This is a genomic window from Microbacterium shaanxiense (assembly GCF_054779995.1).
In genome coordinates this window covers 76,840-100,079 of sequence record NZ_BAAGXE010000003.1, presented here as the reverse complement: position 1 = coordinate 100,079, position 23,240 = coordinate 76,840, and the positions used below count along the sequence as shown (strand labels likewise).

At 68.2% G+C, this 23,240-nt stretch carries 21 protein-coding genes; 16 read left to right on the top strand and 5 right to left on the bottom strand.

Translation table 11 applies throughout. The annotated features are described in order from the left end of the window. The first annotated feature begins 2 nt into the window (after positions 1-2). Together ACYVG2_RS10090 and ACYVG2_RS10085 are read left to right on the top strand one after the other, a co-directional pair. Positions 3-3,932, top strand: coding sequence for a Pls/PosA family non-ribosomal peptide synthetase (locus tag ACYVG2_RS10090; RefSeq protein WP_460780845.1), 3,930 nt, complete (start codon positions 3-5; stop codon positions 3,930-3,932). Beyond that, on the top strand, positions 3,929-5,245 hold the full coding sequence (locus ACYVG2_RS10085; RefSeq protein WP_460780844.1) for a M1 family metallopeptidase: 1,317 nt from the start codon (positions 3,929-3,931) through the stop codon (positions 5,243-5,245). Before ACYVG2_RS10090 ends, ACYVG2_RS10085 begins: the two co-directional genes overlap by 4 nt. Here the strand turns inward: ACYVG2_RS10085 and ACYVG2_RS10080 are convergent. Beyond that, positions 5,148-5,864: a 4'-phosphopantetheinyl transferase family protein gene (locus ACYVG2_RS10080; protein ID WP_460780843.1), complete on the bottom strand. Its 717-nt coding sequence runs from the start codon at positions 5,862-5,864 to the stop codon at positions 5,148-5,150. The genes ACYVG2_RS10085 and ACYVG2_RS10080 overlap by 98 nt on opposite strands. 73 nt (positions 5,865-5,937) lie before the next feature. On the opposite strand from ACYVG2_RS10080, the gene ACYVG2_RS10075 reads away from it, so the two are divergent. Genes ACYVG2_RS10075 through ACYVG2_RS10060 form a run of 4 tightly spaced genes read left to right on the top strand, consistent with a single transcriptional unit; the run spans position 5,938 to position 9,313 of the window. Beyond that, the gene (locus ACYVG2_RS10075) at positions 5,938-6,285 is read left to right on the top strand and encodes a PLD nuclease N-terminal domain-containing protein (RefSeq protein WP_033106027.1); all 348 of its coding nucleotides are present in this window, start codon (positions 5,938-5,940) and stop codon (positions 6,283-6,285) included. After that, complete coding sequence (gene menD / locus ACYVG2_RS10070) at positions 6,282-7,955, top strand: 2-succinyl-5-enolpyruvyl-6-hydroxy-3-cyclohexene-1-carboxylic-acid synthase (protein ID WP_460780842.1); 1,674 nt, start codon at positions 6,282-6,284, stop codon at positions 7,953-7,955. The genes ACYVG2_RS10075 and menD overlap by 4 nt, the downstream gene beginning before the upstream one ends. Continuing rightward, positions 7,948-8,418 carry a hemerythrin domain-containing protein gene (locus ACYVG2_RS10065; RefSeq protein WP_460780841.1) on the top strand — a complete coding sequence of 157 codons (471 nt, stop codon included), beginning with the start codon at positions 7,948-7,950 and terminating at the stop codon, positions 8,416-8,418. The genes menD and ACYVG2_RS10065 overlap by 8 nt, the downstream gene beginning before the upstream one ends. A gap of 40 nt (positions 8,419-8,458) precedes the next feature. Further along, complete coding sequence (locus tag ACYVG2_RS10060; protein WP_460780840.1) at positions 8,459-9,313, top strand: PPK2 family polyphosphate kinase; 855 nt, start codon at positions 8,459-8,461, stop codon at positions 9,311-9,313. An 18-nt stretch (positions 9,314-9,331) separates the two neighbouring features. On the opposite strand, the gene ACYVG2_RS10055 is transcribed toward ACYVG2_RS10060, so the two are convergent. Next, the gene (locus ACYVG2_RS10055) at positions 9,332-10,324 is read right to left on the bottom strand and encodes a LacI family DNA-binding transcriptional regulator (RefSeq protein WP_460780838.1); all 993 of its coding nucleotides are present in this window, start codon (positions 10,322-10,324) and stop codon (positions 9,332-9,334) included. A 171-nt stretch (positions 10,325-10,495) separates the two neighbouring features. Between ACYVG2_RS10055 and ACYVG2_RS10050 the strand changes: the two genes are divergently transcribed. The 4 genes from ACYVG2_RS10050 to ACYVG2_RS10035 are packed head-to-tail and all read left to right on the top strand — an operon-like array spanning position 10,496 to position 14,509. Then, a complete protein-coding gene (locus ACYVG2_RS10050; protein ID WP_460780837.1) occupies positions 10,496-11,779 on the top strand; it encodes an ABC transporter substrate-binding protein in 1,284 nt (427 codons plus the stop codon). Beyond that, positions 11,779-12,705 (top strand): carbohydrate ABC transporter permease, encoded by a 927-nt coding sequence (locus ACYVG2_RS10045; RefSeq protein WP_460780836.1) that lies wholly within the window; start codon positions 11,779-11,781, stop codon positions 12,703-12,705. The genes ACYVG2_RS10050 and ACYVG2_RS10045 overlap by 1 nt, the downstream gene beginning before the upstream one ends. A gap of 1 nt (position 12,706) precedes the next feature. Further along, a complete protein-coding gene (locus ACYVG2_RS10040; RefSeq protein ID WP_460780835.1) occupies positions 12,707-13,576 on the top strand; it encodes a carbohydrate ABC transporter permease in 870 nt (289 codons plus the stop codon). Between the two features lie 42 nt (positions 13,577-13,618). Then, positions 13,619-14,509, top strand: a complete 891-nt coding sequence (locus ACYVG2_RS10035) for a nucleoside hydrolase (RefSeq protein ID WP_460780833.1) — start codon at positions 13,619-13,621, stop codon at positions 14,507-14,509. 1 nt (position 14,510) lies between these two features. On the opposite strand, the gene ACYVG2_RS10030 is transcribed toward ACYVG2_RS10035, so the two are convergent. After that, positions 14,511-15,797: an isochorismate synthase gene (locus ACYVG2_RS10030; RefSeq protein WP_460780832.1), complete on the bottom strand. Its 1,287-nt coding sequence runs from the start codon at positions 15,795-15,797 to the stop codon at positions 14,511-14,513. Between the two features lie 42 nt (positions 15,798-15,839). On the opposite strand from ACYVG2_RS10030, the gene ACYVG2_RS10025 reads away from it, so the two are divergent. From ACYVG2_RS10025 to ACYVG2_RS10010, 4 genes are read left to right on the top strand one after another with little or no spacing between them, the layout of a single operon-like run. Further along, positions 15,840-16,424 carry a hypothetical protein gene (locus ACYVG2_RS10025; RefSeq protein WP_460780831.1) on the top strand — a complete coding sequence of 195 codons (585 nt, stop codon included), beginning with the start codon at positions 15,840-15,842 and terminating at the stop codon, positions 16,422-16,424. After that, a complete protein-coding gene (locus ACYVG2_RS10020; protein WP_460780830.1) occupies positions 16,421-17,203 on the top strand; it encodes a ubiquinone/menaquinone biosynthesis methyltransferase in 783 nt (260 codons plus the stop codon). Before ACYVG2_RS10025 ends, ACYVG2_RS10020 begins: the two co-directional genes overlap by 4 nt. A gap of 20 nt (positions 17,204-17,223) precedes the next feature. Then, complete coding sequence (locus ACYVG2_RS10015; RefSeq protein ID WP_460780829.1) at positions 17,224-18,285, top strand: polyprenyl synthetase family protein; 1,062 nt, start codon at positions 17,224-17,226, stop codon at positions 18,283-18,285. Between the two features lie 37 nt (positions 18,286-18,322). Further along, entirely contained in the window at positions 18,323-19,696 is a 1,374-nt protein-coding gene (locus tag ACYVG2_RS10010; RefSeq protein ID WP_460780828.1) for an FAD-dependent oxidoreductase, read from the top strand. Between the two features lie 3 nt (positions 19,697-19,699). Here the strand turns inward: ACYVG2_RS10010 and ACYVG2_RS10005 are convergent, their stop codons facing one another. Further along, a complete protein-coding gene (locus tag ACYVG2_RS10005) occupies positions 19,700-20,098 on the bottom strand; it encodes a hypothetical protein (RefSeq protein ID WP_448964581.1) in 399 nt (132 codons plus the stop codon). A 122-nt stretch (positions 20,099-20,220) separates the two neighbouring features. Between ACYVG2_RS10005 and ACYVG2_RS10000 the strand changes: the two genes are divergently transcribed. After that, positions 20,221-21,270 carry an alpha/beta hydrolase gene (locus ACYVG2_RS10000; protein ID WP_460780827.1) on the top strand — a complete coding sequence of 350 codons (1,050 nt, stop codon included), beginning with the start codon at positions 20,221-20,223 and terminating at the stop codon, positions 21,268-21,270. On the opposite strand, the gene ACYVG2_RS09995 is transcribed toward ACYVG2_RS10000, so the two are convergent. Beyond that, complete coding sequence (locus tag ACYVG2_RS09995; protein WP_460780826.1) at positions 21,267-21,755, bottom strand: YajQ family cyclic di-GMP-binding protein; 489 nt, start codon at positions 21,753-21,755, stop codon at positions 21,267-21,269. The two genes, ACYVG2_RS10000 and ACYVG2_RS09995, sit on opposite strands and share 4 nt — an antisense overlap. Positions 21,756-21,986: 231 nt before the next feature. Here ACYVG2_RS09995 and ACYVG2_RS09990 point away from each other — a divergent pair, with 231 nt between their 5' ends. Further along, positions 21,987-23,216, top strand: a complete 1,230-nt coding sequence (locus ACYVG2_RS09990) for a sugar ABC transporter substrate-binding protein (RefSeq protein WP_460780825.1) — start codon at positions 21,987-21,989, stop codon at positions 23,214-23,216. Positions 23,217-23,240 lie beyond the last annotated feature (24 nt).

Sequence of the window (23,240 nt, the reverse complement as noted above, 5' to 3'; positions counted from 1 at the left end):
CGATGCAGGAGTATCTCGACCACTCCGGCGACGCGACCGCCTCGCGTACGTTGATCGACATCCTCCGAGCATCCGCCGAGCAGCATCCGCAGGCATCGGCACTGGAAGACGCCGACGGCGCCCTGAGCTACGCCGAATTGCTGGCGCTCGTCTGGCAGACCGCCGCACGCCTTCGCGAGAACGGCGTGGACAAGGGCGACCGGGTCGGCGTGCGAATGCCGTCTGGCGACCGCGAGCTCTACATCGCGATCCTCGGGATCATGGCCGCCGGTGCCGCCTACGTGCCCGTCGACGCCGACGACCCTCAGGAGCGGGCGGACCTCGTCTTCGGAGAGGCCGGCGTCGCCGGCGTGATCACCGGAGCAGGAGTCTACGAACCGCGGGCGTCCGCGGCATCTGAGACGACGAGAGCTCTCTTCGACGGCGACGCGCCCCATCCGAGCTCGAGCGCGATAATCACCGCGCCCATGCCCACGGTCGACGACGACGCCTGGATCATCTTCACGTCCGGCTCGACCGGTGTGCCAAAGGGCGTCGCCGTCACGCATCGCTCCGCGGCGGCCTTCGTCGACGCAGAGGCGCGCCTCTTCCTGCAGGATGCACCGCTCGGTCCGGGTGACCGGGTGCTCGCGGGCCTCTCCGTCGCGTTCGACGCGTCGTGCGAGGAGATGTGGCTCGCGTGGCGCTACGGTGCCTGTCTCGTCCCCGCGCCCCGCGCGCTCGTTCGTTCGGGAGAAGACCTCGGGCCTTGGCTCCTCGGCCACGGGATCACCGTGGTCTCCACTGTTCCGACGCTGGCCGCACTGTGGCCTCAGGACGCCATTGAGAACGTCCGCCTCCTGATCTTCGGGGGAGAGGCCTGCCCGCCCGAACTTGTCGCTCGCCTCGTCTCCGAGGGCCGCGAGGTGTGGAACACCTACGGTCCGACCGAGGCGACGGTCGTGGCATGCGCTGCATTGCTCGACGGCGAAGGTCCCGTGCGCATCGGACTGCCGCTGGACGGATGGAGCCTCGCCGTCGTGGATGCGGACGGCAACCGCGTCGCAGACGGCGAGGTCGGCGAGCTGATCATCGGAGGTGTCGGTCTCGCCCGGTACCTCGACCCCGCCAAGGATGCCGAGAAGTACGCGCCTATGCCGTCGCTCGGCTGGGAGCGCGCCTATCGGTCGGGCGACCTCGTGCGCGCCGATCCCGCAGGTCTGCTGTTCCAGGGCCGTGCCGACGACCAGGTGAAGGTCGGCGGACGCCGCATCGAACTCGGCGAGGTCGAATCGGCTCTGCAGGCGCTGTCTGCCGTCTCCGCCGCCACCGTGGTCGTGCAGCGCTCGGAAGGCGGCGTGCCGCTGCTCGTCGGCTACGTCGTCCCCGCCGAGGGCTTCGACCGTCAGACCGCCCGCGCCGAGCTCGCCGAGACGCTGCCGGCGCCGCTGATCCCGCTGCTCGCAGTGATGGATGACCTCCCGGTGCGCACGTCAGGCAAGGTCGACAAGGCCGCGCTGCCCTGGCCGCTCGAAGACACAACCGGCTCGGACTCCTCGCTGTCGGGCACCGCGGCGTGGCTCGCCGAGCAGTGGCTGGCCGTGCTCGGCATCCGGCCCGCCGACGAGAAGGCCGATTTCTTCCAGCTCGGCGGCGGCTCCCTCGCCGCCGCGCAGCTCGTCTCCCGCATCCGTGTCCGCGCTCCCGAGTTCACCATGGCCGACGTCTACGATCTGCCGAAGCTCAGGCAGATGGCGGATGCCGTCGAAGAGGAGGCCTCCGACGAGGACGACGCGGCCGCGACCTTCAGCACGGCGCATCCCACGCCGAGGATCATGCAGTGGGTGCAGAGCGTCGCGGGTGTGCCGCTGTTCATCCTCACCGGCATCCGCTGGACGCTGTGGCTGCTCACCGGCAGCTGGCTCCTGCAGCTCGTGCCGGGATTCGAGTTCCTACCGGACGCCCCATGGTGGGTCATCGTCTTCGGTCTGCTGATCTTCGTGATCCCGTTCGGACGGATGGCGGTGTCGGCGGGCCTGTCCAGACTGCTGCTCGCGGGAGTGCGACCGGGCGACTACCCGCGTGGTGGAGGGGTGCATCTGCGCCTCTGGCTGGCCGAGCAGATCGCCCACCAGATCGATCCGGTGGGCCTTGCCGGAGCGCCGTGGGTCACCTACTACGCACGCGCTCTCGGTGCCAAGATCGGACCGAACGTCGATCTGCACGCGCTGCCGCCGGTGACGGGCATGCTCGTCGTCGCCGAGGGCGCGGCGATCGAGCCAGAGGTCGATCTCTCCGGGTACTGGATCGACGGCGACACCGTGCGCATCGGCGGCATCCGCATCGGTGCCGGTGCCACGATCGGCGCGCGGAGCACCCTTGCGCCAGGCACGAAGATCGGCCGCGATGCCGAGATCGCCCCTGGTTCGGCGGTGTTCGGTCGCGTCAGGGCCGGCCAGCGATGGGCGGGCTCTCCCGCGGTGCGCGTGGGGGGAACATCCAGCCCGCTGGCGCCGGAGCGTCCGCCCGCTCCGCGCAGATGGCTCTGGGTCTACGGCCTCTCCTCCGCAGGTCTCGCCCTGCTTCCCTTCATCGCCTACGGCGTCGGCGTGCTCGTGATCGCACAGGCGATCCGGGGATCCGAATCGCTTCTCGCCGCCCTTCCCGTCGTCACCGCATGGCTGGTCCCTGCGACGCTTGCAGCCGGTCTCACTCTTGCCGCGCTGGTGGTGCTGCTCACCCGGCTGCTGTCGATCGGTCTGAACGAGGGCATCCACGCCGTCCGCAGCCGCGTCGCATGGCAGGCGTGGTCGACCGAGAGGCTCCTCGACTCCGCCCGCACGATCCTGTTCCCGATCTACTCGAGCCTGTTCACGCCGATCTGGCTGAGGATGCTGGGCGCCAAGGTCGGCCGCGAGGTCGAGGCGTCCACGGTGCTGCTGATCCCGTCCATGACGACCATCGACGACGGCGCGTTCCTCGCCGACGACACGATGGTCGCGGCTTACGAGCTCAAGGGCGGATGGATGCGCATCGATCGTGCGCGCATCGGCAAGCGCGCCTTCCTGGGCAACTCCGGCATGGCCGGTCCCGGTCACCGGGTGCCGCGCGACGGTCTGGTCGCGGTGCTCTCAGTGGCGCCCGAGAAGTCGAAGCCGGGATCATCGTGGCTCGGCTCGCCGGCGATGCGGCTGCGCCGCGTGGTCAACGACGCCGACCTCGAGCGCACGTACCGACCGCGCGGCGCACTTCGCGTCGCCCGCGCCCTGTGGGAGCTGTGCCGCATCGTTCCCGTGGTCGTCAGCTGCGCTCTCGGCGTCGCCGTCCTCTTCGCGCTCGCCGCGATGATCGGGACATGGGGGCTGGTGGCGACCGTGGTGCTCTCCGGCGCCGTCATCATGCTCGCGGGCCTGCTCGCGGCGTTGATCAGCACGATCGCGAAGTGGGTCATCGTCGGGCGCATCCGTCCCGGCGAGCACCCGCTCTGGTCGAGTTTCGTCTGGCGCACCGAGGTCTCCGACACCTTCACGGAGATGCTCGCCGCACCCTGGTTCGCGAATGCGGCAGCGGGTACGCCGATCCTCGCGCTGTGGCTGCGTTCACTCGGTGCCAAGGTCGGCCGCGGCGTCTGGACCGACAGCTACTGGCTTCCGGAGCCCGACCTCGTCACACTCGGCGACGGGGCGACCGTGAACCGGGGATGTGTGGTTCAGACGCATCTGTTCCATGATCGAGTGATGAGCACCGACACAGTGACACTCGACGCGGGTGCGACCCTCGGACCGCACAGCGTGATCCTGCCGGCCGCCTCGATCGGCGCCGACGCGACCGTCGGACCTGCGTCCCTGGTGATGCGCGGTGAGACGGTTCCGGTCGGCAGCCGCTGGAGCGGGAACCCGATCGGACCGTGGCGGGCGGTCAAGGTCCGCGCGTACCAGGCTGCCGACCTGTGAGCGGCGACCCGTACGTCGCGCAGAGCGGCGACGCGAACATCAGCGTCGACCACTACGAGCTCGAGCTCGACTACAAGGTGACGACCAACCGCCTCAGCGGCACAGCGGTCGTGCGCGGGCACGTCCGCGCCGCGACAAGCGCGCTGTCCTTCGATCTCGTCGGGTTGCGCGCCTCTCGTGTGCGGCTCGATTCCGGCAAGTCGGTGCCGTTCCGCCAGAGCGACCGGAAGCTCCGGGTCTCGCTCGGAACTCCGCTCGCCGCGGGAGACGCATTCGCGGTCGCCATCGCCTATGCCGGAGCTCCGCGACCGCGCCGGTCGCGGTGGGGGACGATCGGCTGGGAAGAGCTGGAGGACGGCGTGATCATCGCCTCGCAGCCGACGGGGGCGCCGACCTGGTTCCCGTGCAATGATCTCCCGTCCGACAAGGCAACGTACCGGCTGACGTTCACCACCGATTCCGCGTACACCGTCGTCGCGGGCGGTACCACCTCGCGCTCGACCCGCGGCGGCAGGACGACGTGGATCTTCGATCGAGAGATCCCCACGGCCACATATCTGGCGACCGTTCAGATCGGCCGATACGTCGCCACGCCGCTCGAGTTCGCGGGTGTCGTGGGGGAACTCCATTACCCGCGGGTGCTGGAGAGCCGGGTCCTGGCGGACTTCGCCGACCTGCCGGAGATGATGAGGGTGTTCGAGGAGACCTTCGGCGCCTATCCGCTCCCCGACTACCGTGTCGTCGTCACCGAGGACGAACTGGAGATCCCGCTCGAAGCACAGGGTGTCGGCATCTTCGGGGCGAACCACGCCGACGGCGAAGGCGGTTCGGAGCGACTGGTCGCCCACGAGCTCGCGCACCAGTGGTTCGGCAACAGCGTCGGCCTCGCGCAGTGGCGCGACATCTGGCTGAACGAGGGGTTCGCCTGCTACGCGGAATGGATCTGGTCCGAGCGTTCCGGCGGTGCCAGCACGCACGACGAGGCCGTGGCGCATCACCGGCGCCTCGCGAGCCTCGACCAGGACATCATCCTCGGCGAGCCCGGTCCCGATCTGATGTTCGACGACCGGATCTACAAGCGCGGCGCGCTCACCCTCCACGCCGTGCGGCTGACCGTCGGAGACGAGTCGTTCTTCCGGTTGCTGCGCACGTGGGCCGAGCGCTTCCGGTGGAAGACCGCGACGACGGGCGACTTCATCGGGCTTGCGGAGGAGATCACCGGGGCGCCGCTCGCGGAGCTGTTCCATGCGTGGCTGGATGCCGCACCGCTCCCGGCGCTGCCTCGCTCGCAGCAGCGACGACCGCGACGCTGACGATGTGATCCGGAGGGCCCGGCGCAGGAGCGACCTCCATGCGCTCCAGTCGACCGGGAACGTGGACGACCCGACCGCCAGGGAGCATCGGGGAGCGCTCGCCGAATACGACGTCCGCAGGCGGTATTCGCAGCCCCCGCCCATCTGCCTTGACGGCGGCCTCGATCTCGGTCCACTCGCGCAGTCCTGGCGGCTCGTGCGGTGCGAACAGGTGCGTGAGTTCGCGCATCGGCGAGTCAACATCCGACGTGCGGCGCTCGATGTCGATGCCGACGGCCGATGCCGCATCCAGACCCACGACGGCAGCGACGACCATGTCGCCGGCGTAGCTGAGGCTCACGGCGAACGGCGCTCCCTCGACTCGGGGGCGGCCATGGTCGCCTCCGCATCGGTCGCACACGCTCTCGATTCGAACGGCCCCGGCCGAAGGCCCGCGCACGAGCGCGGAGAGGAGTCGTCGTCCGGTGGCGAATCGGCGCGCCCGCACGGCATCCATGCTGTCGTGGCGGATCCTCTGCGACGGCCCCAGCACACGCACGGCGCCGAGAAGGTCGGCGTCGTCCACCGCGGAGGTCCAGGCGATCCGCACCGGACCCAGAGCGGCCTCCTCGATCTTCACGCCTTCAGCGTAGGCCGCCCCGAGCGTCCCGAGTCAGGAATCCACCAGCGGTTAACCCGCCTAGACTGGACCTGTGGCGAGACTATTGATCGTCGGGGGTTTTCTGGCCCTCGTCTTCTGGGTGTTCAGCATCGTCGATTGCGCAGTGCAGCCGGCGACGCGGCACCGTGGCGCGTCGAAGGCCGCCTGGATCGCCATCGTGGTGCTCATCCCCGTGCTCGGCGGAATCCTCTGGTTCGCCCTCGGGCGTCGGCGCCGCCGCGACCAGGAGAGCATTCACCAGACCGCGCCGGACGATGACCCGGAGTTCCTGCGCAGCCTCGGCAAGACAGAGCAGGACGAGCGCATCCGCCGCCTCGAAGAGGAACTCGCCCGCCTGGACGACGAGACAGACCCTCCGGCGGCTGAGCCGCGATCGTGACGGCGTCGCCGGCGTCGGATGCCGCGGCATCCCTTCTGGCTGAACTCATCGCGCACGGGGTGCGTGACATCGTCATCTCGCCAGGGTCGCGTTCCCAGGCGCTCGCTCTCGCCGCCACCCGCCTGGCCGGTCAGGGCGCAGTGCGCGTGCATGTGCGCATCGACGAGCGGGTCGCCGGATTCACCGCGCTGGGTCTCTCTCGCGAGACGCGGGTTCCGGCCGCGGTCATCTGCACGTCGGGAACGGCGACGGCGAACCTGCTTCCCGCCGCCATGGAGGCCTTCCACTCCGGCGTGCCGCTGCTGCTGCTCACCGCGGACCGCCCTCCGGAACTGCGCGGCGTCGGCGCGAATCAGGCGACGATCCAGCCGGGACTGTTCGACCCGTTCGTGAGACTCTCACTCGATGCCCCAGTACCCGGCGACGGCACGTGGGACCGCCTCGCCGAGCGCGCGGTCATCGCGGCGATGGGAGCGGATGCCGTCCCTACGGCCCTGCCGGGAGTCGCCGGTCCCGTGCACCTGAACCTTCCGTCGCGTGAGCCGCTGTCCGCCGCAGCGGTGGGGGAAGCCGCGGTCGCTGCCGGTCCGGCCCCGACGGCGACGCCGGGGGAGCCCTTCGTTCTCCCCCGCGGCCTCCGCACCGTCGTGATCGCGGGCGCGGATGCCGGAGCAGAGGCCGAGGAGATCGCCCACACCGGCACGTGGCCGCTGATCGCCGAGATCGTCAGCGGAGCGCGATACGGCCGCTACATCGTGCACGGCTACCGTGAGATGCTCCGCGACGACATCCTCGGCGGTCGGATCCAGCGCGCCGTGGTGCTCGGCCATCCCACCCTCAGCCGCGAGGTCACCGCGCTGCTGCGCCGCGACGACGTCCAGGTCGTCGCAGTGCGCTCGGGCGGCGAGGCGCTCGATCTCAACGGACGAACAGTGTCCGCGGCATCCGTCTCCGTCGCGCCAGGCGAGGCCGACCGATCCTGGATGGGGGCGTGGATGGAGGCGTCGGCGGCCTCCGTCGTCGACCTCAGCGAGAGGGCCCCGGATCACGAGGGACTCTCCTCCACCGACTTCGCCGCCCGTCGCGACGCGGTGCGCACCGAGCTCGAGGCCGTGCGGCGTCCGCTCGATCGTGAGCTGCTCGTCGACGCGGTGTGGCGGGCGACCTGGCCGCACGATCGTCTGATGTTCGGATCCTCCCGGCTGGTGCGCGTCGCCGACGCCGTGCTCGGCGGCAAGAAGGTGCCGGTGCACTCCAACCGTGGGCTCGCCGGCATCGACGGCACGGTCTCGACAGCCATGGGCATCGCGCTCGCCAGCCAGGCCGAGGGTGCTGCGGGCGTCACGAGGGTGCTGCTGGGCGATCTCGCGTTCCTGCACGACGTCGGTGCGCTTCTGCTGCCGCCTGACGAGAACGAGCCGCGCATCCAGGTGATCGTCGGCAACGACGGCGGCGGCACGATCTTCGACTCGCTGGAGGTCGCGTCATCCGCGCCGAGGCAAGACCTTGACCGCGCTTTCTACACTCCGCACACCGTGCAGCTCGAGCAGATCGCTCTCGCGTACGGGTGGGCGTATCAGCGCGTCACGACGCGCGCCGCGCTGGATCAGGTGCTCACGACACCCGTCGGGGGCCGACAGCTCATCGAGGTGCCGCTGCCCCGTGACTGAGGCCGAGACGAGCAAGTTCACCGCGTGGAGCGCTGAGCTCAGGCGGGTGCACGCCGCACTGCGCGACGCGCTGCGCGTCACGAGGCAGGCCGTCGCCGACGGTGAACCGGGGGCGACAGCTGCGCGCGATCTGCTGCTCTACTGCCACGGCTTCTGCATCGCGCTGGATGGCCACCATCGCAGCGAGGACCACGTGCTGTTCCCCGCGATCGAGGCAGCGCACCCAGAGCTGGCACCCGTGCTGCGCAAGCTCGAGCAGGATCACTCGATGATCGCGCACCTGCTGGGCGGGCTGCAGTCGGCGGTCGACACCCGTGCCGCTCCGGAAGAGCTCGATCGGCATCTCGAGGGAGTGGCCGCGATCATGGAGAGCCATTTCCGTTACGAGGAGCGGCAACTGCTGATCGTGCTGGACGCGCTCGAGCTCGAAGCCGAGCCGACCGAGGCGCTGGGTTCGTTCTGAATCCTCGCGCTCGTCGGCGGTCTACGGGCAGGATGTACGCATGAGCACACGAGGCTGGTCGGCTGCAGCACCCGAGATCCTGCGAGTGGACGAGGGGTTCCGGCTCGCCGACGCCGACCCGGCGAGCCATCCCGGTTACGACGGCGACAAGAAGAGCGGCCAGAAGGACCTCTCCGTCGGCATCGAATCGTTGGGGCAGTTGCAGGAGCGGCTGTACGCCGCGAGCCGGACGGGCGACACGACGGATGCCGTGTTGCTGGTGCTGCAGGCGATGGACTCCGCAGGCAAGGGCGGCATCGTCAGGCACGTCGTCGGCGGCGTCGACCCGCAGGGCATCGCGCTCACGGCGTTCAAGGCGCCGACCGAGGAGGAGCGCTCTCGTGATTTCCTGTGGCGCATCGAGCAGCGGCTACCAGAACCGGGCTTCATCGGGGTCTTCGACCGATCGCACTACGAGGACGTGCTGATCGGCAAGGTGCGCGAGCTCGCGCCGCCGGACGAGATCGAGCGCCGTTTCGGCGCGATCAACGATTTCGAGGCTCAGGTCGCGGCATCCGGCACCCGCATCGTGAAGGTGATGCTGCACATCTCGCCGGACGAGCAGAAGGAGCGCCTGATGGAGCGCCTGGATCGTCCGGACAAGCACTGGAAGTACAACCCCGGTGATGTCGACGAGCGGATGCTGTGGCCGCAGTACATGGAGGCGTATCAGACGGTGTTCGACCGCACCTCGACGCAGGTCGCCCCCTGGTACGTCGTTCCGGCGAACAGCAAATGGTATGCGCGGCTCGCCGTTCAGGAGCTGCTGCTGGCGGCGCTGGAGGAGATCGACCCGCAGTGGCCGGCCGCGGACTTCGACATCGAGGCGGAGAAGAAGCGCCTGGCTGCGAGCTGATTCAGGCCAGGGCGTCGGTCAGTCAGACGGCGTGCACCCGCAGGAGTCCCTGATGACGAGTTCGTGCGCGGCGAACTCGTGCACGGGCGCGGCGATGTCGCCGGTGAGGATCTCGATCGAGCGGGTGGCGATGGCGCGGATCGGCTGGCGGACTGTCGTGAGCGGGGGGACGGTGAAACCCGAGTGCTCGGTGCCGTCGAAGCCGATCACTGCGAGATCCTGCGGAACGCGCAGGCCCAGCCGATAGGCGGCGTGCAGCACGCCGTTGGCCTGCTCGTCCGTGGCGCAGGTGATCGCGTCCGGGCGATCTCTGCTCTCCAGCCACGGGATGCTGACGGCCGACGCGGCGGCGCGGGAGGAATCGCTGTTGCGCTCCTCGTGTCGGATCTCGCGACCGCTCGCTTCGATGGCCCGGAGGAAACCGCGGCGGTGCTGATCGGCGCCGACGGAGTGCGCGGGGCCGTTGAGCAGACCGATGCTCTCGAATCCGTGCTCCGTCAGATGCGAGGTGGCCGCCTCGGCAGCCGCCTCGTAGTCGATCGTCACCGAGGAGACCTGCGAATCCGACGCGAGCGGATGCAGCGCGACCACGGGGATCGACGCCTGCTGAAACGCGGAGAAGTCGGGCTCGTCCAACAATGACACCATCACCACCGAGTCGACGCGCCGCTCGACGAACGCCGCGATGTGCCTGGCCTCGCGTGCGGTGTTGAGACGCGAGTCGCCGATGAGCAACAGATCGCCGCGTTCGATGGCCGCGTCCTCGAGTGCCCCGGCGAGCTCACCGAAGTAGGGGTTGGCGATGTCGGGAACGATCAGCCCGATAGTCGCAGTGCGGCCGAAGCTGAGGGCGCGGGCCAGCGCGTTCGGGCGGTAGTTCAACTGGGCAGCGGCGGCGAGCACGCGCTCCTTCGTCTCGGGGGAGACGTTTCGCGGACCGTTGTTGAACACATAGCTGACGACGGCAGTGGAGGTGCCGGCGAGCGCGGCGACATCGCGTCCGGTGGACATCTACTCTCCTCTGCGGTGGCTAAGCGGTTAGACCTGCTTGGATGCTAACAGGATCGGTGCATCTTGCGGTGCGCTCCCCGCGTCGTTTAGAGTTCCATCTAACCGCTTCGTCTATGCGGTTAGACGTCGGCTTCCCGACCGACGCCCCACCCACATCAGGAAGGTGAACCAATGAAGCGTTCACGAGCAGCGTCGGTTGCCGCAGTAGCGATCGGAGCACTGTTCATCGCGGGCTGCTCGGCCGCCGCGGATGACTCCGGTTCCGCCGAGGGGACACTGCAGTTCCTCGGCACCGACGACCCGGCCACCTATGCGCCGGTCATCGACGCCTTCGAGGCCTCGCATCCCGACATCACGGTGGAGTACACCCAGGTGCCCTTCGACCAGTACTCCAGCACGTTGCAGCAGCGGCTGGGCGCGGGCGACGACACCATCGACGTCTACGGCGTCGATCAGCCCAACCTCTCCCAGCTCGCGGCGCAGGGATTCCTCGAGGACCTCAGCGATCTCGAGGGTGAGGCGAAGGCGGCCACGAGCGAGGGCCAGTACGAGATCAATCTCTACGACGGCAAGATGTGGGCGCTGTCGGTGTGGAACTCGACGCAACTGATGTTCTACAACCGTGACGCCCTCACGGCGGCCGGCATCGAGGCGCCGACCGCGGACCCAGAGGCTCGATGGACCTGGGAGCAGATCGAAGAGGCGGGTCGCGCAGCGCAGGCGTCGGGAACGCAGTACGGTCTGGTGCTCGAGCAGATCGAGGCGTACTACCAGTTGCAGCCGCTCGCGGAATCGCTCGGCGGGGGATCCGGAATCGTCGGCGACGAGATGCTGACGACCGACATCACGAACGACGCGTGGATTCAGGCGATGGACTGGTACGGCGAGACGTTCGCCAGCGGGCTCTCCCCGCGCGGCGTCGGCGGCTTCCAGACAGCGCCGATCTTCAGCGACGGCGATGCCGCCTTCTTCGTCGGAGGCCCCTGGGACGTCGGCCGGATGGCTGCGGACGCCGACTTCGACTGGGGCATCGCGCCGATGCCGTACTTCGAGGGCGGAGATGCCGTGACGCCGACCGGGTCCTGGTCGTGGGGGATCAACACCGCGTCGAAGAACAAGGACGCCGCGCGCGAGTTCCTCGAGTTCGCGGCATTCGACGCGGCGGGCGCGCTGTCCACGGCCGAAGCGACGACGATCATCCCGGCCAACACCGACGCGGAAGCCGAGTATCTCCCCGGTCTCGAAGAGCTCGGGGGCGAGCGCGCGGCAGGTGTCGCAGATCTCATCTCGTTCGAGGTCGAGAACACCGCGGTATCGCGCCCGACATCGGTCGGTTACGTGCAGTTCGAGGCGGAGATGAACAAGGCCTTCGCCGACATCCGCAACGGCGCCGACGCGGCCGAGCGGCTCGAACAGGCCGCGAGCCAGATCGAAGCCGCTTGGGACAAGCTGTAATGACGTCGCGTCTGTCGTCCGGTACGGGCGTCGCCGCCCGTACCGGAACGGCGGCGCGCAGACCGCGGCGGCGAAGCAGCCCTCTCCTGATCGCGCTCGCCTTCCTGGCTCCCGCGCTGATCGCGCTGCTGGTCCTGCGCATCGCACCCGCCGCTGTGGCGTTGTGGCAGAGCATGTTCCAGAGCGGCCTCCTGAGCGGGGATCGCTTCGTCGGGCTCGGCAACTACATCGACCTGTTCGCGAGTCCCGATTTCCAAGGCGCTCTGGGTGTGACCCTGCTGTTCACCGTCCTGATCAACCCGATCCAGGTCGCCGTGTCGTTCCTGCTCGCCGTGCTGTACACGAAGCGGCTCGCCGGTGCGAAGATCTGGCGTTCGCTCGTCATCCTCCCCATCGCCGTGCCCCCTGCGGTCTCGGCGGTGATGTGGAGCGTGATCTACCGGCCTGACGGACTGGCCAACGCGTTCCTCGACCTCTTCGGCATCCCACCGCAGCCGTTCCTCACATCCCCGCAGCAGGCGCTCGTCTCGATCATGGTGCTGCTCTCCTGGATCGGCGTCGGCTACTGGATGATGTTCCTGATCGCCGGGATCAACGACGTACCGCGTTCCTACTACGAGGCGGCATCGCTGGACGGTGCATCGTCGTGGCGGCAGCTGTGGAGCATCACGTTCCCGCTCGTCCGCCGGCCGCTCGCGTTCGTGCTGGTGGCGGACACCGTCTCCAATCTGCTCGTGTTCGCACCGGTGCAGATCCTCACCAAGGGCGGACCGGAAGGGTCGACCAATCTGCTGATGTACGACATCTTCACCCGCGCGTACACGCTCGGAGATCTGAACACCGCGCAGGCGGAGGTCGTGATCCTGGTGCTGGTCACCGTGCTGATCGTCGGGGTGCAGTTCCGGCTGCTGAAGGCGGAGGACTGACATGACGGTGAACATGACCCCTAGTGCGCGCGGCAGGGCGCCCCGGCGCCGTCTCGGCCTCTTCGGCACATCGGTGCTGGGCGCCGCGATCGGAATCGCGTTCCTCATCCCGCTGTGGTGGACTGCGATCAACTCGCTGCGTCCCGGCGCGGAGACCTTCCGCTATCTCAACCCCCTGGAATGGCAGACGTTCCTCACGCTCACCCCCACGTTCGACAACTACGTGGCGCTGGCGGGTTCGGACCTGGGGCGAGCCATCCTCAACTCGCTGTTCATCAGCCTGGTGACGGTGATCTTCGGGCTCGCGATCTGCGCGACGGCGGCCTACGGCCTCGCGGCCTTCCAGTTCCGCGGGCGGGGCGTGCTCTTCTCCGTCGTCATCCTGTCCTTCCTGATCCCGTTCGATGCGATCGCGATCCCGCTGGCCGACATGTTCCGGGACTGGAATCTGCAGAACACGTTCTTCGGGTTGATACTGCCCGGGCTCGGCAACGGCATGGCGATCTTCCTGCTGCGCACTTTCTTCCTCGCCGTCCCCGAAGACCTGGTCGAGGCGGCGCGCCTGGACGGGCTGGGCTGGTGGGGCGTCTTCTGGAGGATCTACCTGCCGTTGTCCGTGCCGTCGCTCATCGGCGCGGGTCTCATGCTCTTCCTGTTCCAATGGCAGGCCTACGTGTGGCCGCTGCTGATGGGAACGGATCGTGCGCACATCGTCGGACCAGTGGCCCTGTCCAATCTGCAGGGGCAGTTCGCCGTCGACTACGGGGTGCTGTTCGCGGCCTCCGTGATCCTCATCCTCATACCGCTGGTGATCATCCTGGGCTTCCAGCGGTACTTCATCCAGTCCGTCTCCACGACCGGACTCAAGTAGCACTGTCGCCATGCGTGACATGGCCGGAATAGGAGTACGCGCGTGCGCACCCACCGAATCATCCTCGACACGGACCTCGGCACCGATGTCGATGACGCGATGGCGCTGAGCCAACTGCTCGGCATCAGCGACGTCGATCTCATCGGGGTCACCACAGTGTACGGCGACGTCGCGCTCCGTGCCCGTCTGGCGCGACGCATCATCGGCCTCTCGGGCCGCGACGTTCCGGTGTACGCCGGACGAGAGGAGACGCTGTCCGGTCGAGAGGTGTGGTGGGCGGGGCATGAGGGCGCGCTGCACGACGATCTCGAGACCGAACGGATCGAGGACGAGGATGCCGTCGACTTCCTCGTGAAGACCGTGATCGCCCAGCCGGGCGAGATCGATGTGATGGCGATCGGGCCGCTCACGAACATCGCGGCGGCGATCCGCGCCGATGACCGGTTCGCCGGTGCGGTCCGCCATCTCTGGATCATGGGAGGAGCCTTCGTCGGCGATGAACCGGAGCACAATCTCCGCAGCGATTCCGCTGCCGCAGAGATCGTGTTCTCGGCCGGCATCCCCGCGACGGTCACGGGTCTGGAGATCACGCGCTTCGTCGAGATCCGCAAGGACCAGGTGAATCGGATGGGCGACGCAGGCGATCTCGGTCGTCTGCTGGTCGCCGAGATCGAGCAGTGGTGGAGGTTCTGGAACGAGGAATGGAACGTTCCGCACGATCCGGTGACCGTACTGACCCTGGTAGAGCCGGAACTGTTCGCGTTCTCAGGCACGGGAAGCATCCGGATCGAGCGCACGGGCGACGGGGAAGGGCGCACCTCTTTCCAGCCGGGGGAGGGCACGATCCGCATCGTTGAGCAGATCGATGCGGTCGCCGTCGCGGAACGGATCGTCGACGCGATCGTCGACGCAGGCACGGTCGTGAGCCGCTGAATCAGGCCAGGGCGTCGACCAGCGGCCGGAACTTCACCCTGGTCTCGAGCAGCTCCTTCTCGGGATCGCTCGCGGCCACGATGCCGGCACCAGCGTAGGCGGTCACATCGAGCGTGGCGGCATCATCCGCACCGCGCAGGGACCCGACCTCGAACTGCGCGCAGCGCAGCGCGATCGCCCATTCGCCGTTGCCGTCGCCGTCGACCCAGCCCACAGGGCCCGCGTAGCGGCCGCGGTCGAAGGGCTCGAGAACGCGGATCGCGGCGATCGCGGCCTTCGTCGGGGTTCCGGCGACGGCCGCGGTCGGATGCAGGGCGCCGACGAGATCGAGCGCGGACGCGCCATCGGACAACTCGCCCTCGACATCTGTGGCGAGATGGAACAGGTTGGGCAGCTTGAGCAGGAACGGCTGCTCGCTCGAGGCCAGCGCCCTGGTATGCGGACGCAGCGAGATCAGCACGCTCTGCACCGCGTACTCGTGCTCGTCGATGTCCTTCACGCTCGACGACAGCGATGCAGATGCGGCCGTGTCCTCATCGGCATCCGCCCCGCGGCCGATCGTCCCCGCGAGCACCCGCGCGGTCACCGCCCCGTCCTGCACAGTGACCAGCGTCTCCGGACTCGCACCGATCAGGCCGTCCACGGCGAAGGTCCAGGTGTCGGGATACCCCGTCGAGAGTTCGCGCACGAGTCTGCGCAGGTCGCTTCCACCCGGCACGGTTCCGGCGAGATCGCGTGCGAGCACGACCTTGCTGATCTCGCCGGAGCCGATACGCGCGAGCGCGGCGCGGATGGAGGCCTGATAGCCGTCGGGGGTCTGCTGTCCGGGGCCGAGGGTGCCGGCCCAGTGCGGCCCGTAGGCACGCCGTTCGAGCGTGGCGTCCGGCCGGTCCTGCGGAAGCTCATCGCCCGCGAGCGCGATGCGCGTGATCCAGCCCCGGCCCTTGCGCTTGCCGAGGATGACCGACGGCACGATGAGCACGCTGTCGGAGGCGGAATCCTCGTCGAACGTCAGGGCGCCGAAGCCGACCAGCCCGGTGCCCGGCAGGTTGATCGGGTCATCGACCTCTGCCGCGGACGCGAGCTCGCGCCAGGCATCCGCCATCATCGCGGACCGAACGGATGCAGTGCCGGCCGGGATGCGGATGGACGCGGGCATCGCCTCGCCGACAGCGACGATCCCGTCGCCCCGACGCAGCCAGGCCAGCGGGGCGGAGGGGTGTGCGTAGGCCAGAAGGTCTTCGACCGGATCGATCTCACGGGTCTGCACGATCAGGCTTCTGCTCACCTCCCCAGAATAGTTGTCCGATCCGGTGCATAGAGTGAACGCATGAGCGCGCGACCCGACCCCGGTGCCGAGATGATCTTCCAGTGGCGCAAGTGGGACGGATCCACCCACTGGCGGCATGACTGCGTCTACCTCGGCAGCGATCGCTGGGGCGACTGGATCGGGCAGCCGAGCGGATGGCACAGCATCCGACCCGGCGCCGAGTTCCACGCCGCAGCGCCGAACGTCACGCTCGTTCCGGCGTCGGGCGACTTCGCTCTCACGGTGAATCGCGATCACCCGATCGGCATGCGCATCTACATCGATCTCGGCTGGGACATCCACTGGTCAGACGATCCGTCGCTCGCCACCGGCATCGACATGGATCTCGACGTGATCCGTCTCGAGCGCGATCGCGACCCCGCGGAGGGGCCGAGCGGAACGTGGGTCGATGATCGAGACGAGTGGGCCGAGCACAGCATCCGATTCGGTTATCCCGCCGATGTCATGGCTCACCTCGAGGCGCTCACCCTCGACCTCGAGACGCGCGTGCGCGCGCAGCACGCACCGTTCGACGATGCGACGGCCGATGTCTGGCTCGATCGTCTGGAGGCGCTGAAGTTCGACCGACCTAGACTGGAAGCGTGACTGAGTCCAAACGCGCCGACCTCGGCAAGGATCCCCAGGGCGTCAGCGGCATGTTCGATCAGGTCGCCGCAGGCTACGACCGCACCAACACCGCGATGACGTTCGGCAACGACGCGCTCTGGCGTGCCGCCACCACCCGCGCGGTCGCTCCCAAGCGCGGCGAGCGGATCCTCGATCTCGCCGCCGGCACGGCATCCTCGTCTGCGTCCCTCGCGATGAGCGGGGCCGACGTCGTCGCCGCCGATTTCTCGCCAGGCATGCTCGCGGAGGGCCGTCGTCGTCACGGGCACCTCCCGAACCTGTCGTTCGTCGAGGCCGACGCCATGAACCTGCCGTTCGCGGACGACGAGTTCGACGCCGTGACGATGTCGTACGGACTGCGCAACGTGCAGCAGCCGAAGAAGGCGATCGCCGAACTGCTGCGCGTCACCAGACCGGGTGGACGAATCGTCATCAACGAGTTCTCCACGCCTCCTGGGAAGGTGTTCCGCGGGCTGTACCGCTTCTACAACGCGCAGGTGCTGCCCCGTGTCGCACGTGTCGCGGGCACGAACGGCGACGCCTACGACTATCTGAACGAGTCGATCAAGGATTGGCCCGATCAGCGGACGCTGTCCGCGTGGCTCCGTGAGGCGGGGTGGAAGGACGTCGCCTACCGCAATCTCTCGTTCGGCATCGTCGCGCTGCACCGCGGGATCAAGCCGGCAAGGCCCGCCCGGTCTGCCAAGCCCGCCAAGGCCGCGAAGGCGGCTGGGAGCACGCGACCGAAGAAGGCGTGAGCCCCAGGTAGGGTGGAACCGTGACTTCGAGCCCTGCCGCCCCGGGTTCGCGACTCGCGAGCCGTCTCGGCTTCAGCGACCGCGTATTCATCGGCCGCGCCGCGCGCCGGGTGGCAGACCAGATCGAAGAGGGCCTCGAGCTCGTCGAGAATGGGCTCGCCGAAGACCTCCGCGTCGCCGACTCCGTCGCGGATGCCGCGAGCCGCTACCTCTACGAGGCCGGCGGAAAGCGCATCCGCCCCGTGCTGACGCTGCTGACCGCACAACTCGGCGAGGGCAACATCCCTGCCGTGATCGACATCGCCAAGGCGCTGGAGATGACGCACCTCGGATCCTTGTACCACGACGACGTCATGGACGGCGCCGACCGCCGACGCGGAGTCCCTGCAGCGCACGCCGTGTGGGGCAACAGCGTCGCGATCCTCACCGGCGACATCCTGTTCTCCCGTGCGAGCCAGCTCATGTCGCGCTACGGCGACCGCGCCATCCGCCTGCAGGCCGACACCTTCGAGCGCCTCGTGATGGGACAACTGCACGAGACCGTCGGTGCGCAACCGGGCGATGACCCGATCGAGTTCTACATCCAGGTGCTGGCGGACAAGACCGGATCGCTGATCGCGGCCGCGACACAGGGCGGTGCGATCTTCTCGAACGCGCCGGCCGAGTTCGAAGAGCCGCTGCGCGTGTACGGCGAGAAGGTCGGCGTCGCCTTCCAGCTGCTGGACGACGTGATCGACCTGTCGTCGAAGCCGGAGGAGACCGGCAAGGTCCCTGGCACCGACCTCCGCGCCGGCGTGCCGACCATGCCGTACCTGCTGCTGAAGGCCGAGACGGATGCCGCGTCCGCCGCCCTCGCGGCGCAGATCGACGACGGCGTGGCGAGGATCGCCGACGGCGCCGACCCCGCGATCCTCGATCAGCCGTTGGCGCGACTGCGCGACCACATCGTGACGCAGAACACGCTCGAGCTCGCGCGCACCTGGACGCGCGACGCCATCGAAGCCCTGGCACCGCTGCCCAAGGGCACCGTGCGCGAAGCGCTGACCCGCTTCGCAGAATCACTCGCTGAACGCAGCAGCTGATCGTGGATCGATCGCCGCAGCATCCGAAAGGACACTCATGACCAAGCTCCGCCTGGCCATCGTCGGGGCGGGCCCCGCCGGCATCTACGCCGCCGACATCCTGCTGAAGACCGAGCGGTCGTTCGAGGTGTCGATCGACCTGTTCGAGCAGCTCCCCGCGCCCTACGGCCTCGTCCGCTACGGCGTCGCGCCCGATCACCCGCGCATCAAGGGCGTCATCAACGCGCTCCGCGACGTGCTCGATCGTGGCGACATCCGCATCTTCGGCAACGTGCGCTTCGGCGAGGACATCGCTCTCGCCGACCTCAAGAAGCACTACAACGCCGTGATCTTCGCGACCGGCGCCATCCGCGACACGAAGCTGGACATCCCCGGAATCGACGCAGAGGGATCGTACGGAGCCGCCGACTTCGTCAGCTGGTTCGACGGACACCCCGACGTGCCGCGCGAGTGGACGCTGGATGCGGAGTCCGTCGCCGTTCTCGGCAACGGCAACGTCGCGCTCGACGTGGCCCGCATCCTCGCCAAGCACGCGGAGGACCTGCTGCCGACCGAGATCCCCGACAACGTGCACGCCGGTCTCGTTGCGTCGAAGGTCACCGATGTGCACGTGTTCGGCCGCCGCGGCCCCGCGCAGGTGAAGTTCACGCCGCTCGAACTGCGTGAACTCGGAGAGCTGCGCGACGTCGACATGGTCGTCTACGACGAGGACTTCGACTACGACGACGCGTCGCTCGCCGCGATCGCGAGCAACAAGCAGGTCAAGGTCATCGACCGGGTGCTGCAGCAGTGGCGCACGCGTCCTTCGGTGAACAACGCCGGCGGAGAGGCGAGCCGTCGCCTGCATCTGCACTTCTGGGCCAAGCCCGTCGAGATCAGGACGGATGCCGACGGCAAGGTCGCAGCGATCGTCTACGAGCGCACCGAGCCGGACGGCTCAGGCGGGCTTCGCGGCACGGGGGAGATGCGCGAGATCGCGATCGGACAGATGTACCGTGCGGTGGGCTACTTCGGTTCGCCTCTCAGCGAGGTGCCGTTCGACAAGAAGCACGGCGTCATCCCCAACCACGAGGGCCAGGTGCTCGCCAAGGACTCCAACCAGCGCGTGCCGGGCGTGTACGCCACCGGGTGGATCAAGCGCGGACCCGTCGGGCTCATCGGTCACACCAAATCCGACGCCATGGAGACCGTCCAGCACCTGGTCAACGATCAGGGGTCGTGGTGGCAGCCGGAGGACCCGTCCGAGGCGGCCATCCCCGCGCTGCTCGAATCGCGCGGAGTCAAGTGGACGGATCTCGAAGGCTGGCACCGGCTCGACCAGCACGAGGTCGCCCTCGGTGCGCCGCATGAACGCGCGCGTGTGAAAGTCGTCCCCCGCGATGAGATGGTGCGGATCTCGCGCGGCGAGTGAGCGCTACTCCGCCGGTGCGGTGACCTCGACCGTGAAGGTGACGGTGTCGCCGCTGGTCGAGTTCTCGAGGGTGACTTCGGAATCACCGACTCCGACGGCGTCCAGCCCGGGGTTGAACTGCGCGCTGCCGTCGTCCTTGCCAGGGACGAAGGCGACGACCTCCGGGTCGTCGATCTCGGCGGTCCAATCCAGGTAGGTCTCGTCGTCGCCGGTCAGATCGATCGCATTTCCTTCGGCGACTTCGACCGTCGTGCCGTCGATCTCGTTGATGTCGACGATGACCGGTGGGAGCGTCTCTCCGTCGGGGGTGGCCGAGGCGCATCCGCTGACTGCCACGGCGGTGACGAGTGCGAACATGGCCGCTGCGGTGCGCAGCACGGATGAACGATGCAGACGTGACATATGACCCTCCGAGGTGGTGCGCCTTCTGCGGCATCTGCCCTGGGCGCGCGATGTTGCGCTCAGCCTAGGGGACGGGGCGTACGGCGCGAGGTGGCGAGAGCGCACTGAGTAGGGTGGCTTGCATGACCGAATGGGTGCCGGACGTACTGGGCGACGAGTTCACGCAGCGCACCCTCCCGCTCGGCGAAGACGACGAGGGTCCTGTCGTCGCGACGCTCGTGCGGGCACTGCCGGAGGCGATCGACCCGCGACGACCGAGCGGCTGGGAGCGATTCATCCGCCGCATGAGCGGGCGGCCGGAGACCGACGCGGTCGCGCCGCTGCTCGACGGCGTGGACGTGCTGTACGTCCACGGGTGGTCGGACTACTTCTTCCAGAAGCGGCTGGCACGTTTCTGGACCTCGCGCGGTGCGCGCTTCCACGCTCTCGACCTGCGCAAGTACGGTCGTAGCCTTCGCGAGGGTCAGACGCCGGGTTACATCGCCGATCTCACGACGTATGACGAGGACATCGGTGCCGCGCTCGATGCGATCGCGGACGACACCGCGGAATCGACCGGCCCTCGTCGCCTCGTGCTCATGGGGCATTCGACCGGAGGACTCGTGCTGAGCCTGTGGGCGTCCCGGCATCAGGGCGTCGCGGATGCCGTCATCCTGAACTCGCCCTGGCTCGAGTTCCAGCTCGCACCGTTGCGCGCCGCGATCGCCCCGGTCGTCGAACTGCAGGCGCGGCTGCGGCCGCTCGATGTCGCACCGCAGATCGACCTCGGCTTCTACGCGAGGGCGCAGGCGGAGGCCGCCGACCCTGATGATGTCGTCGAGACGAATCCTTCGTGGCGACCGGTGCCGTCGATGCCGGTGCACGCCGGATGGCTGCACGCGATCCTCCGCGGTCACCGAGCGGTCGCCGAGGGGCTCTCGATAACCTCTCCGGTGTGCGTGCTGCTCTCGGCCCGTTCAGCAGTGCCGAGCCGCTGGTCGGAAGAGCTCACCACGGCAGACACGGTGCTCGTCGTCGACGACATCGCGCGGCGTGCGCTCAAGCTCGGTTCGTCGGTGACGATCGAACGCGTCGACGGCGCCCTTCACGACGTGTTCCTGTCGCGGAAAGCGGCGCGAGACGATGCCTATGCCCGGCTGGAACGATGGGTCACCGGATGGGGCGCGCTCTAGCGGAAGTTGATGAACTGCAGGTCGACGTCGAGGTCGGACCCCTTGAGCAGTGCGATCACTGCCTGCAGATCGTCGCGGCTCTTGGACTGCACGCGCAGCTCGTCGCCCTGGATCTGGCTCTTCACGCTCTTCGGGCCTTCGTCGCGGATGATCTTGCTGATCTTCTTCGCGTTCTCCGAGGAGATCCCGTCCTTGAGCGTGGAGACGATGCGGTACTCCTTGCCGCTCGCGAACGGGGCGCCCGACTCGAGGCTCTTCAGCGAGATGCCCCGCTTGATGAGCTTGGACTGGAACACGTCGAGCACGGCCTTCGCCCGCTCCTCGGTGTTCGCCTTGATCAGGATGGACTCGCCGCTCCACTCGACCGATGAGCCGGTGCCCTTGAAGTCGTAGCGCTGCTCGATCTCCTTGCGCGCCTGGTTGAGGGCGTTCTCCGCCTCTTGGTGGTCGACCTTGCTGACGATGTCGAAGGATGAGTCTGCCATGCGCTCAGTCTATCGACCCACCCTTGGTATGACAGATCTGGAAGCGCTTCCACGTCCGCAGCGCCGAGTGGTTGCACTATTACAGCTTGGTATCGAGGCTGTCAGGCATTGCGTGTGCGGTCGAGTTCGTTGCATACTGTAAGCGCTTGCAGTATTGCAGGCGCGAGCGGCCTGCACCGATGCATCCATCGGCAGTGCCGGTCGGTCACGCACTGAGAGAGGCACACACCAATGAAGGTGAACATGAGGGGCATCGCCGCATTCGGCGCGATCGCCGTCGTTTCGACGCTGACGCTGGCAGGTTGCGCCACCGGCGCCACCGACGACTCCGCAGACGCCGAAGGCGACGCGGGTTCGCTCGTCGTCTGGGTCGACGCCGAGCGCGTCGACGCTCTCAAGGGAGCGGCTGACGCCTACCAGGACAAGACCGGAGTCGAGGTCGAGGTCGTCGCGAAGGACGTCGACACGATCAAGGACGACTTCATCCAGCAGGTCCCGACCGGCAAGGGCCCCGACATCACCATGGGCGCGCACGACTGGCTGGGCGAGCTCTCCACCAACGGTGTCGTCGCGCCGCTCGAACTCGGCGACAGCGCCGAGGACTACCTGCCCGTCGCTCTGCAGGCGGCGACCTATGACGGCACCGTCTACATGCTTCCGTACGCCGTCGAGAACATCGCCGTGCTGCGCAACGCCGATCTGGTCCCGGATGCCCCCACCGGCTTCGATGACATGATCGCCAAGGGGAAGGCCGCCGGCCTCGCCCAGCCGTTCGTGGTGGAGCAGGGCGTCGAGGGCAATCCGTACCACCTCTACCCGTTCCAGACCGCGTTCGGTGCACCCGTGTTCGGCACGGACGACAGCGGATCCTACGACGCAACCGATCTGCAGCTCGGCAGCGAAGGCGGAGCCGCGTTCTCGACCTGGCTCGGAGCGCAGGGCGCCGCCGGCACGCTGAACACCGACGTCGACGGTGAGATCGCCAAGCAGCAGTTCATCGACGGTCAGGCCGCATTCTGGCTGACCGGCCCGTGGAACGTCGGCGCAGCCGTCGACGCGGGCGTCAACGTCGCGATCGACCCGATCCCGAGCCCCACGGGCGAAGCGGCCTCGCCGTTCGCCGGGGTCAAGGGCTTCTTCGTCAGCAGCGAGTCCGAGAACAAGGTCGCCGCGAACGACTTCCTGGTGAACTACCTCGGCACCGAAGAGGTGCAGCTCGCACTGTTCGAGTCGGGCAACATCCTTCCCGCTCTCACCGCCGCGGCGGACACGGCGGCGTCCGACCCGATCATCGCCGGGTTCAAGACCGTCGGTGCAGACGCTGTGCCGATGCCGGCCATCCCGGCGATGGGCTCCGTCTGGGAGTTCTGGGGCGTCGCAGAGGCGGCTGTCATCAACGGTGCGGATCCCGCAGCGACATGGCAGAAGCTCGTCGAAGACGTGACGGCAGCGATCAAGTAACACTGTTCCTTCTGCCGGGGTGGG